At 71.4% G+C, this 16,775-nt stretch carries 15 protein-coding genes; 10 read left to right on the top strand and 5 right to left on the bottom strand.

Annotated elements, in window-relative coordinates:
- Nucleotides 1-135: 135 nt before the first annotated feature.
- Nucleotides 136-2,289: a choice-of-anchor A family protein gene (locus tag A8713_RS09320; protein WP_064532996.1), complete on the top strand. Its 2,154-nt coding sequence runs from the start codon at nucleotides 136-138 to the stop codon at nucleotides 2,287-2,289.
- Between the two features lie 140 nt (nucleotides 2,290-2,429).
- Nucleotides 2,430-3,137 (top strand): L,D-transpeptidase family protein, encoded by a 708-nt coding sequence (locus A8713_RS09315; protein WP_107440609.1) that lies wholly within the window; start codon nucleotides 2,430-2,432, stop codon nucleotides 3,135-3,137.
- Nucleotides 3,138-3,165: 28 nt separating this feature from the next.
- Here the strand turns inward: A8713_RS09315 and A8713_RS09310 are convergent, their stop codons facing one another.
- Complete coding sequence (locus tag A8713_RS09310) at nucleotides 3,166-3,636, bottom strand: GNAT family N-acetyltransferase (RefSeq protein WP_064532995.1); 471 nt, start codon at nucleotides 3,634-3,636, stop codon at nucleotides 3,166-3,168.
- Nucleotides 3,637-3,743: 107 nt separating this feature from the next.
- Between A8713_RS09310 and A8713_RS09305 the strand changes: the two genes are divergently transcribed.
- The gene (locus tag A8713_RS09305; protein ID WP_064532994.1) at nucleotides 3,744-4,223 is read left to right on the top strand and encodes a MerR family transcriptional regulator; all 480 of its coding nucleotides are present in this window, start codon (nucleotides 3,744-3,746) and stop codon (nucleotides 4,221-4,223) included.
- A 41-nt stretch (nucleotides 4,224-4,264) separates the two neighbouring features.
- Here A8713_RS09305 and A8713_RS09300 read toward each other — a convergent pair whose 3' ends face one another.
- The 3 genes from A8713_RS09300 to A8713_RS09290 form a co-directional block, all read right to left on the bottom strand.
- Nucleotides 4,265-5,140 carry a DUF4429 domain-containing protein gene (locus A8713_RS09300; protein WP_064532993.1) on the bottom strand — a complete coding sequence of 292 codons (876 nt, stop codon included), beginning with the start codon at nucleotides 5,138-5,140 and terminating at the stop codon, nucleotides 4,265-4,267.
- A 66-nt stretch (nucleotides 5,141-5,206) separates the two neighbouring features.
- Complete coding sequence (locus A8713_RS09295) at nucleotides 5,207-6,424, bottom strand: alpha/beta hydrolase (RefSeq protein WP_064532992.1); 1,218 nt, start codon at nucleotides 6,422-6,424, stop codon at nucleotides 5,207-5,209.
- A gap of 154 nt (nucleotides 6,425-6,578) precedes the next feature.
- Complete coding sequence (locus tag A8713_RS09290; protein ID WP_064532991.1) at nucleotides 6,579-7,244, bottom strand: TetR family transcriptional regulator; 666 nt, start codon at nucleotides 7,242-7,244, stop codon at nucleotides 6,579-6,581.
- Nucleotides 7,245-7,447: 203 nt separating this feature from the next.
- Between A8713_RS09290 and A8713_RS09285 the strand changes: the two genes are divergently transcribed.
- Both A8713_RS09285 and A8713_RS09280 read left to right on the top strand, forming a co-directional pair.
- A complete protein-coding gene (locus A8713_RS09285) occupies nucleotides 7,448-8,983 on the top strand; it encodes an MFS transporter (protein ID WP_385490447.1) in 1,536 nt (511 codons plus the stop codon).
- 327 nt (nucleotides 8,984-9,310) lie between these two features.
- A complete protein-coding gene (locus A8713_RS09280; protein ID WP_018570626.1) occupies nucleotides 9,311-9,619 on the top strand; it encodes a hypothetical protein in 309 nt (102 codons plus the stop codon).
- A 108-nt stretch (nucleotides 9,620-9,727) separates the two neighbouring features.
- Here the strand turns inward: A8713_RS09280 and aceE are convergent, their stop codons facing one another.
- The gene (aceE, locus tag A8713_RS09275; protein WP_064532989.1) at nucleotides 9,728-12,511 is read right to left on the bottom strand and encodes a pyruvate dehydrogenase (acetyl-transferring), homodimeric type; all 2,784 of its coding nucleotides are present in this window, start codon (nucleotides 12,509-12,511) and stop codon (nucleotides 9,728-9,730) included.
- Nucleotides 12,512-13,010: 499 nt separating this feature from the next.
- Between aceE and A8713_RS09270 the strand changes: the two genes are divergently transcribed.
- The 5 genes from A8713_RS09270 to A8713_RS09250 all read left to right on the top strand — a co-directional run bounded on the left by A8713_RS09270 (nucleotide 13,011) and on the right by A8713_RS09250 (nucleotide 16,685).
- Nucleotides 13,011-13,448: a DUF3052 domain-containing protein gene (locus A8713_RS09270; protein ID WP_018570624.1), complete on the top strand. Its 438-nt coding sequence runs from the start codon at nucleotides 13,011-13,013 to the stop codon at nucleotides 13,446-13,448.
- A 140-nt stretch (nucleotides 13,449-13,588) separates the two neighbouring features.
- On the top strand, nucleotides 13,589-14,047 hold the full coding sequence (locus A8713_RS09265) for a peroxiredoxin (RefSeq protein WP_064532988.1): 459 nt from the start codon (nucleotides 13,589-13,591) through the stop codon (nucleotides 14,045-14,047).
- Nucleotides 14,048-14,209: 162 nt separating this feature from the next.
- A complete protein-coding gene (locus tag A8713_RS09260) occupies nucleotides 14,210-14,785 on the top strand; it encodes a TerD family protein (protein ID WP_064532987.1) in 576 nt (191 codons plus the stop codon).
- A 100-nt stretch (nucleotides 14,786-14,885) separates the two neighbouring features.
- A complete protein-coding gene (locus tag A8713_RS09255; RefSeq protein ID WP_018570621.1) occupies nucleotides 14,886-15,464 on the top strand; it encodes a TerD family protein in 579 nt (192 codons plus the stop codon).
- A gap of 72 nt (nucleotides 15,465-15,536) precedes the next feature.
- Complete coding sequence (locus A8713_RS09250) at nucleotides 15,537-16,685, top strand: DUF475 domain-containing protein (RefSeq protein WP_064532986.1); 1,149 nt, start codon at nucleotides 15,537-15,539, stop codon at nucleotides 16,683-16,685.
- The last annotated feature ends 90 nt before the right edge of the window (nucleotides 16,686-16,775 follow it).

Below are 16,775 nucleotides of genomic sequence, written 5' to 3'. Positions count from 1 at the left end.
GCCCAGGACCGGACCACCGGTGTGACAAATACCCCTCCGAGGTGCTCCGGTCGAATGAGAAACGTCGCGAGATGCGCTCAGCCGCACGTGTCACGCGTCCGGTTCGGCCACCGGGGCTGACCACCATTCCCCCCCATGAAACGCTTCTCCCAGCACCTCGGCGCGCTGCGTACCCGCGTCGGTGCCACCGGAACCGCCTGGGCCCTGGCCGCGGCGGCGGCGCCCGCCCTCGCCCTCGGGCTCGGCGCGGCCCCCGCCCACGCCGCGCCGCTCCCGGGCGGCCTCGGCCCGTGTGTCCCCGGCTCCTGCCCGAACCCGTTCCCCGGCATCAACAACGGGCCCCTCGCCGGCCGCGACAACGCCATCAACATCTTCGTCGGCGACGACTTCCTGGTGCGCGGCCGGGCCGCGGAGGCGGAGGGCCGGGTCGTCGTCCTCGACGACTTCGACCAGAACAAGGACCCGGCCGGCAGCAGCCTGTACAACCTCGGCATCGTCGGCGTGGGTTCGCGCGTACCGCCGCCCACCGACGCGGACTTCCTGACCACCGGCGGCAATGTCACCATCGCGCCCGGCCAGCGGCTGGAGACCACCGGCGGGATCCTCGGCGAGCGGGGCATCGTGCGCTACGCGGGCACCGAGTCCGGCACGGTCAACGGCGAACTCGTCCACGACCCGGACGCCGCCCAGCCGTACACGGCGCTCAGGACCCAGCTCACCGCGGCCAGCCAGTGCTACGCCCGCGTCGGCGGCCAGCCCCGGCAGGCGACCGGCACCGCCGTCAACGAAGGCGGCCAGACCGTGTTCCGGGGCGACGGGACCTCCGCCCTCCAGGTCTTCAACGTCGACTTCGACCTGACCGCGCCCGGCGGCGGCCAGCAGGGCATCGTCTTCGAGAACGTCCCCGCCGACGCCACCGTCCTGGTCAACATCGTCGGCGGCGACCGCACCATCAACACCTACAGCGGCGGCATCGACGACAGCACCGACCCGCTCAACGCCTACCGCGAGCGGCTGCTGTGGAACTTCCCCGACGCCACCACGGTCCACCTCAGCGGCACCGGGCAGATGCAGGGCAGCTTCCTCATGGGCGACCAGGCGTCGATGACGACCGTCACCCTGCCCGGCATCAACGGCCGTTTCTTCACGACCGGTTCGCTCACCCACACCAGCGCGGCGACGGGCGGCGGCGGCCAGGAGTTCCACGCCTACCCCTTCGACGGCGACCTGCCCGACTGCGGCGGCACCGGCCCGACCACGGGCGAGGTGCGCGTCGTGAAGACCGACGCGACCACCGGCGACACGCTGCCGGGCGCCGACTTCGAGCTGTGGCGCGAGACCAACGACGTCCCCGGTCTCCAGACCACGGGCGCCGACCCGGACACCCGGGTCACCTCCTGCACCACCGGCGACGACGGCCGCTGCGGGGTGACCGTGGCGACCGGCACGTACTACTGGCGGGAGACCGCGGCCCCCGACGGCTACGACCTGCCCGACCCGGCCGTGTTCGGCCCGCTGACCCTCACCGCCGACAACGCGGCGCAGGGCGTGCAGGCCGTGGCCAAGGACACCCGCAGCACCGTGCCGCCGGTCAGCGGCGAGGTGCGCATCCTCAAGACCGACGCCGACACCGGTGACGTGCTGGAGGGCGCCGACTTCGAGCTGTGGCGCGAGACCAACGGCGAGGCCGGTCTCCAGACCACGGGCGCGAACCCGGACACCCAGGTCACCTCCTGCACCACGGGGACCAACGGCCGCTGCTCGGTCACGGTCGAGACGGGCACGTACTACTGGCGGGAGACCGCGGCCCCCGACGGCTACGACCTGCCCGACCCGGACGTGTTCGGCCCGCTGACCCTCACCGAGGCCAACGCGGACGCCGGTGTGCAGGCCGTGGCCAGTGACACCCGCTCCACCGCCCCGCACGGCAACGGCGCCATCCACCTGACCAAGACCGACCGCAAGGACGGCAGCCCGCTGGCGGGCGCCGTGTTCGAGGCCTGGCGCGAGACCAACGGCGTCCCCGGTCTGCAGACCACCGGCGCGGACCCGGACACCCGGGTCGGCGGCGGCTGCTCGACCGACACCGCGGGCCACTGCGCCTTCGAGGACCTGCCGGCCGGCGAGTACTACCTGCGCGAGACGGCCGTGCCCGAGGGCTACGTCCTGCCCGGCGACCCGGTCTCCGGCCCCTACCGGGTGACCGACAGCTCCACCGCCGTGGACGTCAGCCTCTCCAACGAGCGCGGCGAGCCCTGCAAGGGCAAGGACTGCTCGTACGGGTACTGACCGACCGGGTCCGCCGACCCGCTGACGGGCGGGCCGGGCCCCCGGTCCGTTCACCGGTTCGGCCGTCCTCCCCAGGGCGGCCGGAGCGGCCCGGCGCTTCACTGGCAGGAGAAGCCCGCTCCGCTCAGGAGGTCTCCGCCGTGGGTCCTGCCCGTATCCGCATATCCGGCGCCGCCACCGCGACGGTGGCGGCGCTGGCCTGCGTGGCGCTCGCCGTGCCGGGCGCCGCCGCCGCTCCCGGCGGCGCGGCCGCCGAGTGCACCGCGCCGACCGGCCCCTACCAGCGGCCGCTGGAGCAGTACCTCGGCCTGCCCGTCGACGGGATCCAGTCCCCGGCGGACTGCGAGGCCGTGCGCGCCTTCCAGAACGCGCACCAGGTCCCCCGCACCGACGGCTACGCGGACCTGGCCACCTACCGCTACATGCTCGCCGCGCAGGCCGCGGCCGACCCCAACGCGGCCGGCCACTGCCCGGTGCGCGGCTACCGGGTCACCTGCGTCGACATGGACCGGCAGCTGCTGTGGGTGCAGACCGGCGCGCACGTCGACTTCCGCCCGGTGCCCATCCGCACCGGCCGCGACACCCAGGAGACCCGGCCCGGCTGGCACTCCGTCTACTGGCGCGACAAGGACCACGTCTCCTCGCTGTACGACGACGCCCCGATGCCGTACTCGCAGTTCTTCGACGGCGGACAGGCCCTGCACGGGCACCCGGGCAACCTCTACGACGGCGGCGGCTCGGCCGGCTGCGTCAACCTCACGGTGAGCGACGCGGCGGCCCTGTGGGACCTGCTCGCCCTGCACGACGCCGTCTACGTCTGGGGCACCAAGCCCGGCACCGCGGGCTGACCCGGCCGGGAAAGGCGGGGCCCCGGTCTCAGAGCAGCAGTTCCAGCAGCGGGTCCGGCTTCGGACGGAAGCCGAGCGAGGCGTACAGCGGGGCGGCCTCGGCGGAGGCGGTGAGCTGGATCCGGCGCGCACCGCGCTCGCGGAACCACTCCAGCAGCGTGCCCATGCACGCGCGCGCGTACCCGCGCCTGCGGACGTCGGGGTCGGTGGCGACGCTGAAGACGTAGCCCACCGTGCCGGTCGGGTCGCCGGCCTTCCCGATGCGGTAGTCGACCGTCCCGGCCACCAGCGCCGCCAGCGCTCCGGGCCGCTCGGGGTGGTCGACGACGAAGGCCGCGAAGCCGCCGTCCGGATCGCCCAGCCGGGCCCGCAGGGCGGGCAGGGACCGCTGGTGCCACGCGGTGGACGGATCGGAACCGGGCAGCGAGTCGATCATCACCTGGCGCAGCCGCAGCACTTCGGCGGCGTCCGCGGGTTCGGCACGTCGTACGAGACTCATGCCTTCGCACGCTAGTCATTGCCGTCCGCCCGTGTCCCGCGCTTTTCCCGCCCGGCCGGGGGACCGCCCTTGCTTCGAGCGCACTCCAAGGCCCTAGCGTGGGGACCATGACGGTGACGCAGACCACGGCCGTGGCCACCCGGGAGACGCCGCAGAGCGAGGACACCAGCACCGGCCTGTGCGCCGAGCCGCGGCGGCGTCCGCGCCCGGACGGACAGGACAGCTACACCATCAGCGAGGTCGTCGCCTTCACCGGGCTGACCGCCCACACCCTGCGCTGGTACGAGCGGATCGGCCTGATGGCCCACGTCGACCGCTCGCACACCGGCCAGCGCCGCTACAGCAACCGCGACCTGGACTGGCTCGGCCTGGTCGGCAAGCTGCGGCGGACCGGCATGCCGGTGGCCGACATGGTGCGGTACGCGGAGCTGGTGCGCCAGGGCGAGCAGACGTACGGGGAGCGGTTCGAGCTGCTGGAGGCTACCCGCCGGGACGTGCTGTCCCGGATCGCCGAACTCCAGGACACCCTGGCCGTGCTGGACGGCAAGATCGGCTTCTACGCGGCGGCCGGGAGCGGGGCCCGCTGAGCCGTCCGGGCCCGCCCCGGCCGTACGGCCCGGCGGCGGGCTCACAGCTCGGCGAGCAGCTCCGCCTTCTTCACCGAGAACTCCTCGTCCGTCACCAGACCCGCCTGGTGCAGCTCCCCGAGGTGGCGGATCCGCTCCGCGATGTCGGCGGGGTCGCGGCGGGCCGCCGGGACCGACAGCGCGGGCGCGGGCGCGGCCACCCGCACCGCGGCCAGCACCGCCGCCGCGAACGGCAGCGACTCGTGCACCGGCCCGTAGCCGCGGCCGAACACCACCGCCGCCGGGTCCTGGTCGGGCTGCGGCGGCCGCCCCGCGCCCGCGGTGGCGCCGGCCGCCCCGCAGCCCTCGCGCGGCAGCAGCCGCAGATGGCCCTCGAAGGACTCCGGGGAGCGCCACTCCACCCCGCTCAGCGCGGCCACCGGGAAGTGCTGGTCGCCCGTCTTCCACTTGGCCGAGGACGCCCCGGTCCAGGACCAGCGGAAGCGCACGGCGCCGCCGTCGAAGGACGCCTTGCCGTCGTACGCCTTGAACTGGAGCGGCGGCTCGGGCGCGGCCACCAGATGGCGGTCGGCGGGCCCGCTCCCGGTGAGCCGGGCGTTCAGCTCGTCGGCGTAGCGCCCGGCGAGGGCCTCGCGGGCGGCGGGCAGCACCAGCCGGTAGGGGTCGCAGCCCTCCTTGAGCTGCCCGTCGGCCGCGTCCATCAGCGGATCGGCGCCCGGCCGCGGTGCGGCGCGCAGGACCACGGTCCCGCGCCGCCCCGGCGTGAGCGTCACCGACGCGAGCGCGGCCAGCGGAACGCGGCGCTCGCCGAGTGCCTGGAAGAGCTTCGGTGTCCGTATCCCCCGTTCGTAACGGATGAGCACGGAATCGGACGCGAACTCCCAGGCAGCGTGAAATCCGGCCAGTACGTCACCCATGCGGCTCATCGTAGGGGGCACGCGCTGCTTCGTCCCTCCCCTGGCGGACCGCACTTCCTGCTGTCTCTACGCGCGTTCGGCCGTCGTCGTGCCGGACAAACCCGCCCGGCATCCGTCATTGTCATGGGCGCACCGCACGGCGTCGTACGCGCCGACGCCGATCTCGGCGAAGTTGGCCAGGCTGTCGGTGCCCGGCTCGAAGTAGCCGGCGTGGCCCTCGGCGGTCTCGGCGGACAGCACCCGGGCGCCGAAGGCGCCGGAGACCGGGTCGGCGCCGTGGCCGAGACCGCCCAGCTCCAGGTAGGGCACGTCGCGGATCCAGTCGGTGGCGTCCCGCATCGCCCAGACGTGCGCCGAGGTGTTCAGGCGGGACGCCTTCTGGGCGCGCATGCCGGGGCTGGCGGCGACCGCTATGTCGGCGACCCGGCCGGGCAGTTCCCGGGCGGCCACCCCGCAGAGCACCGAGCCGTAGCTGTGGCAGAACAGGGCGACGGGCGCGCTGCCGGGCAGCGCGCGCAGCAGCTTGTTCAGCCGCACCGCGCCCTCCTCGGCGCGCATCGCGGTGGCCGCGTCCACGCCGATGCCGCTGGGCGCGGTGTAGTCGGCCCAGGCGATCACGGCGGTGCGGGTGGCGGGGGCGGCGGTGCGCTCGGCGGCGTACAGCGCCTGCGCCATGCCGTACGGCGCCGAGTAGGGGCGGTAGGTCTTGCGGAACGTGATCAGGTCGGTGTCGACGCCGGGGACGACGACGGAGACCCGCTGGGCCCGGGGCAGGTCGCCGAAGACCTCGGCGACGCGGCCGGAGCCGGTGGGGTCGAAGGCGAGGATCTGGCGGCCCGTGCCCAGCAGCGAGGCGAAGCGGTGCATCCGCCGGCCGGCGGCCTGCTGCCCGGCGGGGGAGAGCCTGCTGTCGTGCATGCGCTCGCGTTCGACGTCCCGGGCCTGGCCGAGCGCGACCCGGTTGGCCAGATAGCGCAGCGGTACCGGGGCGCCGTTCATGTTGCCGACCGCGAGCGGGTAGCGGTGCGCGAGCCGGGTGCGGTCCTGCGCGGTGAGCGAGGTGAAGAAGCGGGTCAGCCGGGCGGAACCCGCCTCGGGGTCCGGCAGCCGGTGCCCGTGCAGGCTCCCGTGCTCCCAGGCGGACAGGGATGCCTGGAGGGCGGTGGTCCCGCGCTGGTGGCGCACGGCGGTCCAGCCGGTGGTCGCCAGCATCACGAAGACCACGGCCAGCGCGAGCAGCGCGCGCCAGACGTTGAGCTGCGGGGAGGTGTCGAAGGAAGTCACTGGGAGGACACACTAGGAGAACGAGGCGGTCTCGCGTCAATCGAGTGACCGGGATCACGTTTCGCGTGGCGTGCCGTGTGTCACCGCCCGCACGGCTGTTCAAGATCGGCCGCGCATACGGAAGTTCAAGATCCGCGCATCAAGTGCCGCGGGGTCACGGGCGGGTGGTCCGCCAGTTCCCGGTGAGCGCCGGACCCACCTGATCGAGGTACGCGGCGGTGAGCGTCCGGATCGCCTCCAGACTGAGGTCCGGGCCCGCGCTCCACTGACGGCCCGTCACCCGCATCGCCCCGCCGAAGAGGGCCACCAGCAGCCGCGGGCGCGGATCGGTGTCCGCGTCCAGGCCCTCGCGGGCGGCGAGCAGCCGGGCGACCTGCTCCTCGGTCTCCGCCGAACGGCGCAGCTGCGCGGCGAGCAGGACGGGCGTCGACTCGATGGTGCAGAACATCCGCAGATACAGCTCGACGGGCACGACGCTCAGCACGGCGTCGCTGATCGTGTCCCAGCCCTCCAGGACCGCCTGGCGCAGCGCCTCCAGCGGGGCCTCGTGCGGCGGACGGGCGCGCAGCGCCTCGACGAAGTGCGCCTCCACCATGTCCTGCACGGCGAAGGCGGCCTCCTCCTTGCCGGGGAAGTACCGGAAGAAGGTGCGCTGCGAGACGCCGACGGCCTCGGCGATGCCGTCCACGGTCGTGCGCTCGTAGCCGACGGTGGTGAACAGCTCCAGCGCGGCCCGCAGCAGGGCGTCCCGGGTGCGCTGCTTCTTGCGCTCGCGCAGCCCCGGTGGTGGTGCCGCCTCGGCGGTCCCCGCCGTCTCCATGTGCCTCTCCGGACCTCTCGGCGAACTGTTTCCCCAGTTCAGCCTATAGGAGGCTGACATGTCAGTTACCGACTTGTGAATTGGTTTGTCATTTGTCAGTCGCTGACATTAGCCTCGAATGTATGACTAGTCAGACCACCGTCGACACGACAGGGCCGGGGGACAAGGCGTCAGCCCTGTCGGACCCCGCACCGGCCAAGGGGATGCGCGGACACCCGTGGTTCACGCTCATCACCGTCGCCGTAGGGGTCATGATGGTGGCCCTCGACGGCACCATCGTGGCCATCGCCAACCCGGCGATCCAGAAGGACCTGCACGCCAGCTTCGCCGACGTCCAGTGGATCACCAACGGATACTTCCTCGCGCTCGCCGTCTCCCTGATCACCGCGGGCAAGCTCGGTGACCGCTTCGGGCACCGGCAGACCTTCCTGATCGGCGTGACCGGCTTCGCCGCCGCCTCCGGCGCGATCGGTCTGTCGAGCACCATCGCCATGGTGGTCGTCTTCCGCGTGCTCCAGGGCCTGTTCGGCGCGCTGCTGATGCCGGCTGCGCTCGGCCTGCTGCGGGCCACCTTCCCGGCCGAGAAGCTCAACATGGCCATCGGCATCTGGGGCATGGTCATCGGCGCCTCCACCGCCGGCGGCCCGATCCTCGGCGGCGTCCTCGTCGAGCACGTCAACTGGCAGTCGGTGTTCTTCATCAACGTGCCGGTCGGCGCCCTCGCCCTGGTGCTCGGCCTGCTCATCCTGCTGGACCACCGCGCCGAGAACGCGCCGCGCTCCTTCGACATCCCCGGCATCGCGCTGCTCTCCGGTGCGATGTTCTGCCTGGTGTGGGCGCTCATCAAGGCCCCGGCCTGGGGCTGGGGCGACGGCAAGACCTGGGCCTTCCTCGCCGGGTCCGTACTGGGCTTCGTCCTCTTCTCCGTCTGGGAGACGAAGGTCAAGGAGCCGCTGATCCCGCTCGGCCTCTTCCGCTCGGTGCCGCTGTCGGCCGGTGTGGTCCTGATGGTGCTGATGGCCATCGCCTTCCTCGGCGGCCTCTTCTTCGTCACCTTCTACCTCCAGAACGTGCACGGCCTGAGCCCGATCAGCGCGGGTCTGCACCTGCTGCCGCTGACCGGCATGATGATCGTCGGCTCGCCGCTCGCGGGCGCGCTGATCACCAAGGCCGGACCGCGCATCCCGCTCGCGGGCGGCATGGCCGTCACCGCCCTCGCCATGTTCGGCATGTCCACCCTGGACACCGGCACCGGCAGCGCCACCATGTCGGTCTGGTTCGCCCTGCTCGGCCTCGGCCTGGCCCCGGTCATGGTCGGCGCCACCGAGGTCATCGTCGGCAACGCCCCGATGGAGCTGTCCGGTGTGGCCGGCGGTCTCCAGCAGGCCGCCATGCAGATCGGCGGCAGCCTCGGTACGGCCGTGCTGGGCGGCGTGATGGCCTCCAAGGTCGACCACGCGCTGCCGGGCAACTGGAAGGACGCGGGTCTGCCGCCGCTCACCCCCGCCCAGGCGGACCAGGCGTCCGAGGCGGTCCAGGTCGGCGTCGCCCCGGTGCCGAAGGGGGTGCCGGCGGAGGTCGCCGCGAAGATCACCTCGGTCGCGCACGACACGTTCATCTCCGGGATGAGCCTCGCCTCGCTGGTCGCCGCCGGTGTCGCCGTGGTGGCCGTCCTGGTCGCGCTGCTCACCAAGCGCGGCGTCAACGCGGAGGCGGGCGCGGGCGTCGGCCACATCTGACGCCGCCGCGGTGCGGTTTCCCCTATCAGGGTGACCGCACCGCGCAATCGCCGCCCGCGGTCCCGGCCGCGGGTGACAGTGGGCCATGTCCGGTACGGGGAGACGACCCCGACGAGCGGGACGAGCGGGACGAGCGGAACGGCGGGGGCGCCGGTCCATGGCGCGCCGCCGGAGGGGGGCGGCGCGTCGGCCGGGCCGGAAGGCGGCATGCGGCTTGCGCGTACGGCCCGTGCGGACGGCCCGTACGGATGGCCCGTCAGAACCGGGGTACCCGCTCCCCGAACCCCGATGGAACTCCAACCCGACCCGGGGTTCGGGGAGTTGATGATGGCGGGCTTCGGACACCGAACGCGCGGGTACCCCCGTTCACGGGGCCGGACGTGGCGCCGGGAGGGGCCGGACCGCGCGACGCTCGGGATCATCGGAACCGTCTGCGCGGTCGCGGGCTTCTTCGCCCTCGGGATCGTGCTCGGCCCGGTGGCGGTCGTCTGCGGATGGCTGTCGATGGGCCGCAGCTGGACCGGCGCGAGCCGCTCCGTCCCGGCCCTGGTCGCCCTGGTCCTGGGCGCCGTCGACACCCTGCTCGCCCTGGTGGCGCTCGCCGGAGCCGCGACCTGGGGGCACGGCGTGCTCTGAGAGGCCGGGCGGACGGCGCCCGCCGCGCGCGGGACGGACGTACGCCGAAGGGGCGGTGGAGCCGAGGCTCCACCGCCCCTTCGCGGTGTGCGGGTGCGGGCCCGGCCGCTACGCGTCGCCCCCGGCCGCGCCCGGGTGCGCCGCCGTCACGTCGAGCAGCTGGTAGCGGTCGATCGCCTGCTTGAGCAGCGAGCGGTCGACCTTCCCCTGGCGCGCCAGCTCGGTCAGCACCGCCACCACGACCGACTGGGCGTCGATGTGGAAGAACCGCCGGGCCGCCCCGCGGGTGTCGGCGAAGCCGAACCCGTCCGCGCCCAGCGACTGGTACGGACCGGGCACCCAGCGCGCGATCTGGTCCGGCACCGAGCGCATCCAGTCGGAGACGGCCACGAACGGCCCCTCGGCGCCGCTCAGCTTCCGCGTCACCCACGGCACCCGCTGCTCCTCCTCCGGGTGCAGCAGGTTGTGCTCCTCGCAGGCCACGGCCTCGCGGCGCAGCTCGTTCCAGGAGGTGGCCGACCAGACGTCCGCCTTGACGTTCCACTCCGAGGCGAGGATCTGCTGCGCCTCCAGCGCCCAGGGCACGCCCACGCCCGAGGCCATGATCTGCGCCGGGATCTCGCCGGCCGTGCCCGCCGAGATCCGGTGGATGCCCTTGAGGATGCCCTCGACGTCCACGTCGGCCGGTTCGGCGGGCTGGCGGATCGGCTCGTTGTAGACGGTGAGGTAGTAGAAGACGTCCTCGCCGTGCGGGTGCTGCTCGTCACCGCCGTACATCCGGCGCAGGCCGTCCTGCACGATGTGCGCGATCTCGTAGCCGTACGCCGGGTCGTAGGCCACGCACGCCGGGTTGGTGGAGGCCAGCAGCTGCGAGTGGCCGTCGGCGTGCTGGAGCCCCTCGCCGGTCAGAGTCGTACGGCCGGCGGTCGCGCCCAGCACGAAACCGCGCGCGAGCTGGTCGGCCATCTGCCAGAACTGGTCACCGGTGCGCTGGAAACCGAACATCGAGTAGAAGACGTAGACCGGGATCAGCGGCTCGCCGTGGGTGGCGTAGGCCGAGCCCGCCGCGATGGCGGAGGCGGTACAGCCCGCCTCGGAGATGCCGTCGTGCAGCATCTGCCCGGTCGGGGACTCCTTGTAGGCGAGCAGCAGATCGCGGTCGACCGACTCGTACTGCTGGCCGAGCGGGTTGTAGATCTTCGCACTCGGGAAGAACGAGTCCATGCCGAAGGTGCGGTACTCGTCCGGCGCGATCAACACGAACCGCTTGCCGATCTCCTTGTCCCGCATGAGGTCCTTCAGGAGCCGCACAAAGGCCATGGTGGTCGCGATGGCCTGCTGCCCCGAGCCCTTCTTCACGGACGCGTACGTCTTGTCGTCGGGCAGCGGCAGCGGCTTCGCGCGCACGATCCGGGTCGGGACATAGCCGCCGCACTGCTTGCGGCGGTCGTGCATGTACTGCATCTCCTCGGAGTCGCGGCCCGGGTGGTAGTACGGCGGCGCGCCGGACTCCAGCTCCTTGTCGGAGATCGGCAGGTGCAGCCGGTCGCGGAAGCGCTTGAGGTCGTCGACCGTCAGCTTCTTCATCTGGTGGGTGGCGTTGCGGCCCTCGAAGTTCGGGCCCAGCGTCCAGCCCTTGACCGTCTTGGCCAGGATGACGGTCGGCTGCCCCTTGTGCTCCACGGCCGCCTTGAACGCCGCGTAGATCTTGCGGTGGTCGTGACCGCCGCGGCCCAGGTGCAGGATCTGGTCGTCGGTCATGTTCTCGACCATGGCGCGCAGCCGGTGGTCGTCGCCGAAGAAGTGGTCGCGGATGTAGGCGCCGGACTCGGTGGCGTAGGTCTGGAACTGGCCGTCCGGGGTGGTGTTCATCCGGTTGACCAGGATGCCGTCGCGGTCCTGGGCGAGCAGCGGGTCCCAGGTGCGGTCCCAGATCAGCTTGATCACGTTCCAGCCGGCACCGCGGAAGACCGACTCCAGCTCCTGGATGATCTTGCCGTTGCCGCGCACCGGGCCGTCCAGGCGCTGGAGGTTGCAGTTGACCACGAAGGTCAGGTTGTCCAGGCCCTCACGGGCGGCGATGGAGAGCTGGCCCAGCGACTCCGGCTCGTCCATCTCGCCGTCGCCGAGGAAGGCCCACACATGCGAGTCGGAGGTGTCCGCGATGCCGCGCGCCTGCATGTACCGGTTCATCCGGGCCTGGAAGATCGCCCCGATCGGGCCGAGGCCCATGGAGACGGTCGGGAACTCCCAGAAGTCCGGCATGGAGCGCGGGTGCGGATAGCTGGACAGGGCGTGGGGCGCCTTGGACTTCTCCTGGCGGAAGCCGTCCAGGTGCTGTTCGCTCAGCCGGTCCAGCAGGTACGCGCGCGCGTAGATGCCCGGTGAGGCGTGGCCCTGGAAGAAGACCTGGTCGCCGCCCCGGCCTCCCCCATTCTCGGCTCCGCTCGAACGGGAGGTGCCCCCATCCTTGCCGCGGAAGAAGTGGTTGAAGCCGACGTCGTAGAGCGAGGCGGAGGAGGCGAAGGTCGCGATGTGGCCGCCGACGCCGATGCCGGGGCGCTGGGCGCGGGAGACCATCACCGCGGCGTTCCAGCGGGTGGCGTTGAGGATCTTGCGCTCGATCTCCTCGTTGCCCGGGAAGAACGGCTCGCTCTTGGTGGGGATGGTGTTGACGTAGTCCGTGCTGCGCATCTCCGGCACGGCCACGCGCTTCTCCCGCGCGCGCTCGATCAGCCGGAGCATGAGGTAGCGGGCCCGCTCCCGGCCTCGCTCGTCGACGGCTGCGTCGAGCGAGTCGAGCCACTCCTGGGTCTCCTCGGGATCGAAGTCAGGAACCTGACTCGGAAGGCCGCCAATGATGATCGGGTTTCGATCGGATCCGGAAGCCACGCTGTTCCTTACCTGTCAGAGGGCTGACATATCTGTGACGTCTCTGGGCTCTTGCTGGGGTTTCCCTGGGGCTGTGCGGTTCTGGCCGTTCTGTTCGCTCTGTTTGATCTGTTCGTTCTGGCCTGTTTCGGGGCATCTGTCTGTGTGTGCCTGCACCGTTCCCCATCGTGTACCTCGGGTGAGGCAAACGTCATCTTTACTCACCGGTAACACGGGTGGGTGGGGCCGCCCGTCCGGGGGGTGAAAGGGTTCCCCTTCTGATCTCGTGCCGATCAGGGGTTCCCAAACACGCAAAAGCGGGCAGAAGGGTGTGGTGTGTGTCACCGCGGAGCGCGATACCGTGTCAGGAGTTGCGGCGACACAGCCGGGAACGTCACCGTTTCGGCGGTCCGGAGCGCCGGGTACTTGCGCGATCCGGCCCGCCCGTGTGGACTACGGCCAATGCTTCGCGCACGCGCGTGGCTGAAGACCCAATCGCAACACCATCAGGAGGCAACCCGTGAGCGCGACCGCGGACCACGCGGAGGAGCGGACTAACCCGGCCGCCAGGCTGGGATTCCAGCCCGGACAGGTGGTCCAGGAGATCGGCTACGACGACGACGTCGACCAGGAGCTCCGCGAGTCCATCGAGGAAGTCATCGGACAGGACCTCGTCGACGAGGACTACGACGACGTGGCCGACGCCGCGGTGCTGTGGTTCCGCGACGAGGACGGCGACCTGACGGACGCGCTGGTCGACGCCCTGGGGTTCCTCGACGAGGGCGGCGAGATCCTGCTCCTGACGCCGAAGACCGGCAGGGACGGATACGTCGAACCCAGCGACATCGGCGAGGCCGCGACGACGGCGGGTCTGTCGCAGACCAAGAGCGTCAGCGTGGGCAAGGACTGGAACGGCACCAGGCTGCTCACGCCGAAGGCGGCCAAGCCCAAGAAGTAGCCTCCGTCCCGCGGGTCCTGCCCGCGGGCGCCCGGCGGAGCCCCGGACGGGCCGGCGCGTGTCGGCCCGTCCGCGGGTGCGCGGTGCGCGCTGCGTAGGGTGGTCTCACCCGAACAGCCCCACCGAAGGGAAGCAGCGCGATGGCGATCCAGGTCGGCGACAAGGCACCCGACTTCGAGCTGAAGGACAACCACGGCCGCACCGTACGGCTGTCCGACTTCCGCGGCGAGAAGAACGTGGTGGTGCTCTTCTACCCGTTCGCCTTCACCGGTGTGTGCACCGGCGAGCTGTGCGCGCTGCGCGACAACCTGCCGAAGTTCGTCAACGACGACACCCAGCTGCTCGCCGTCTCCAACGACTCCATCCACACCCTGCGCGTCTTCGCCGAGCAGGAGGACCTGGAGTACCCGCTGCTCAGCGACTTCTGGCCGCACGGCGAGACCTCGCGCGCCTACGGCGTCTTCGACGAGGGCAAGGGCTGCGCCGTGCGCGGCACCTTCATCGTCGACAAGGAGGGCGTGGTGCGCTGGACCGTCGTCAACGGCCTGCCGGACGCCCGCGACCTGAACGAGTACGTGACGGCGCTCGGCGCCCTGTGAGCCGCCCCCGCCCCCTCGCCGCGGACCCGGGAGGACCCGACACCTGGGAATCTTCGGTCACACGGCCTGCGGGGGGCGGGAACCCGTCACTAGGATCGACACGTTGATCCCATATCCGATGCACGACGGGGCTCCCCGCCCCCGGACACCAATGGAGGACTCGTGGGAGTCAGCCTCAGCAAGGGCGGCAACGTATCGCTTTCGAAGGAGGCGCCGGGCCTGACCGCGGTCCTCGTCGGCCTGGGCTGGGACGCCCGGACGACGACCGGCACCGGCTTCGACCTCGATGCCAGCGCTCTGCTGCTGAACAGCACCGGCAAGGTCGGCAGCGACCAGAACTTCGTCTTCTTCAACAACCTCAAGAGCCCCGACGGCTCCGTGGAGCACACCGGTGACAACCTCACCGGCGAGGGCGAGGGCGACGACGAGGTGATCAAGGTCGACCTCGCGGGCGTCCCGGCCGACGTCGAGAAGATCGTCTTCCCGGTCTCCATCTACGACGCCGAGACCCGCCAGCAGTCCTTCGGCCAGGTCCGCAACGCCTACATCCGCGTGGTGAACCAGGCCGGCGGCGCGGAGATCGCCCGCTACGACCTGAGCGAGGACGCCTCCACGGAGACCGCCATGGTCTTCGGCGAGCTGTACCGGCACGGCGCGGAGTGGAAGTTCCGCGCCATCGGCCAGGGGTACGCCTCGGGCCTGCGCGGTATCGCCCAGGACTTCGGCGTCAACGTCTGAGTTCCGCACCACGCCCGACCGTCCGGCGCCGCGCGTCTCAGCGCGGCGCCGGACGCGCAGGACACCGACACAGGCACCACCCACGGGGAGGACCAGCAGCATGGGCGTCACGCTCGCCAAGGGAGGCAACGTCTCCCTGTCCAAGGCCGCACCCAACCTGACCAACGTCCTGGTCGGGCTCGGCTGGGACGCGCGCTCCACCACCGGAGCCCCCTTCGACCTGGACGCCAGCGCCCTGCTGTGCGGCGCCGGGAACCGAGTGCTGGGCGACGAGTGGTTCGTCTTCTACAACCAGCTCACCAGCCCCGACGGCTCCGTGGAGCACACCGGCGACAACCTCACCGGCGAGGGCGAGGGCGACGACGAGTCGATCCTGGTCGACCTCGCCCGGGTCCCGGACCGCTGCGAGAAGATCGTCTTCCCGGTCTCGATCCACATGGCCGACGAGCGCGGCCAGACCTTCGGACAGGTGAGCAACGCCTTCATCCGCGTGGTCAACCAGGCCGACGGCCAGGAGCTCGCGCGCTACGACCTGAGCGAGGACGCCTCCACCGAGACGGCGATGATCTTCGGCGAGCTCTACCGCTACCAGGGCGAATGGAAGTTCCGGGCAGTGGGACAGGGGTACGCGTCCGGACTGCGCGGTATCGCTCTAGACTTCGGAGTCAACGTTTCGTAAAGCCGAGTGCGGCGACGGGGGAGGCCCGTACAGGCGACGGGGGAGACCCGTACTTAAGGGATTGGGTAGCCAGTGCTTCTGAAAACCTTCGGCTGGTCGTTCGCGATCACCGTGCTCGGCCTGATCGCGGCCGCGTTCTACGGGGGGTGGACCGCCTTCGGAGTCGTGGCGATCCTCGCCGTCCTGGAGATCTCGCTCTCCTTCGACAACGCGGTGGTCAACGCCGGAGTCCTGAAGAAGATGAATGCCTTCTGGCAGAAGATCTTCCTCACGGTGGGCGTGCTGATCGCGGTCTTCGGCATGCGGCTGGTGTTCCCCGTCGTCATCGTCGCCGTCACCGCCAAGATGGGCCCCATCGAGGCCGTCCGGCTGGCGTTCGACGACAAGGACCAGTACCAGCAGCTGGTCACCGACGCGCACCCGGCGATCGCCGCCTTCGGTGGTATGTTCCTGCTGATGATCTTCCTCGACTTCATCTTCGAGGACCGGGACATCCAGTGGCTGCGCTGGATCGAGCGGCCCCTGGCCAAGCTCGGCAAGGTCGACATGCTGTCGGTCTGCATCTCCCTGATCGTCCTGCTGATCACCTCCTTCACCTTCGCCACCCACGCCCACCAGCACGGCGGCGCGCACGCCGACAAGGCGCAGACCGTACTGATCGCCGGCATCGCCGGTCTGATCACGTACATGATCGTCGGCGGTCTCTCCGGGTTCTTCGAGGACCGCCTGGAGGAGGACGAGGAACGCGAGCACGAGGAGGAGGAAGAGGCCGCCCGCAGCGGCAAGCCGCGCTCGGCCGTGAAGCTGGCCGGCCAGGCCGCGTTCTTCATGTTCCTCTACCTGGAGGTCCTGGACGCGTCCTTCTCCTTCGACGGTGTCATCGGCGCCTTCGCCATCACCAACGACATCGTCCTGATGGCCCTCGGCCTCGGCATCGGCGCCATGTACGTCCGGTCCCTCACCGTCTACCTGGTCCGCCAGGGCACCCTCGACGACTACGTCTACCTGGAGCACGGCGCCCACTACGCGATCGGCGCGCTGGCCGTGATCCTCATGGTCACCATCCAGTACGAGATCAACGAGGTCATCACCGGCCTGGTCGGCGTGGTCCTGATCGCCTGGTCCTTCTGGTCCTCGGTCCGGCGCAACCGCGCGCTGGAGGCCGCGGAGGGAAAAGCGGCGGGCCCGGGGGAGAAGACTGAGGTGCAGTCCGGGGTGTGACGCCCCACCCGGTACGGGAACGCTCTGAACGGGGCGGCCGACGGGACCGCACGGCAGCCGAGCCGGGTGCGTCCGACCGGCCGCCCCGCG

Origin of the sequence: Streptomyces sp. SAT1 (assembly GCF_001654495.1) — a bacterium.
GTDB lineage: Bacteria > Actinomycetota > Actinomycetes > Streptomycetales > Streptomycetaceae > Streptomyces > Streptomyces andamanensis.
This window is presented reverse-complemented; position numbering and strand designations above follow the sequence as displayed.

What these genes read in the sequence shown, in the direction of transcription:
- A8713_RS09320 (WP_064532996.1), top strand. Translation starts at nt 136, where the DNA reads ATGAAACGCTTCTCCCAGCACCTCGGCGCGCTGCGTACCCGCGTCGGT.
- A8713_RS09310 (WP_064532995.1), bottom strand. Translation starts at nt 3,636, where the DNA reads ATGAGTCTCGTACGACGTGCCGAACCCGCGGACGCCGCCGAAGTGCTG.
- A8713_RS09305 (WP_064532994.1), top strand. Translation starts at nt 3,744, where the DNA reads ATGACGGTGACGCAGACCACGGCCGTGGCCACCCGGGAGACGCCGCAG.
- A8713_RS09300 (WP_064532993.1), bottom strand. Translation starts at nt 5,140, where the DNA reads ATGGGTGACGTACTGGCCGGATTTCACGCTGCCTGGGAGTTCGCGTCC.
- A8713_RS09290 (WP_064532991.1), bottom strand. Translation starts at nt 7,244, where the DNA reads ATGGAGACGGCGGGGACCGCCGAGGCGGCACCACCACCGGGGCTGCGC.
- A8713_RS09285 (WP_385490447.1), top strand. Translation starts at nt 7,448, where the DNA reads ATGCGCGGACACCCGTGGTTCACGCTCATCACCGTCGCCGTAGGGGTC.
- A8713_RS09280 (WP_018570626.1), top strand. Translation starts at nt 9,311, where the DNA reads ATGGCGGGCTTCGGACACCGAACGCGCGGGTACCCCCGTTCACGGGGC.
- A8713_RS09265 (WP_064532988.1), top strand. Translation starts at nt 13,589, where the DNA reads ATGGCGATCCAGGTCGGCGACAAGGCACCCGACTTCGAGCTGAAGGAC.
- A8713_RS09255 (WP_018570621.1), top strand. Translation starts at nt 14,886, where the DNA reads ATGGGCGTCACGCTCGCCAAGGGAGGCAACGTCTCCCTGTCCAAGGCC.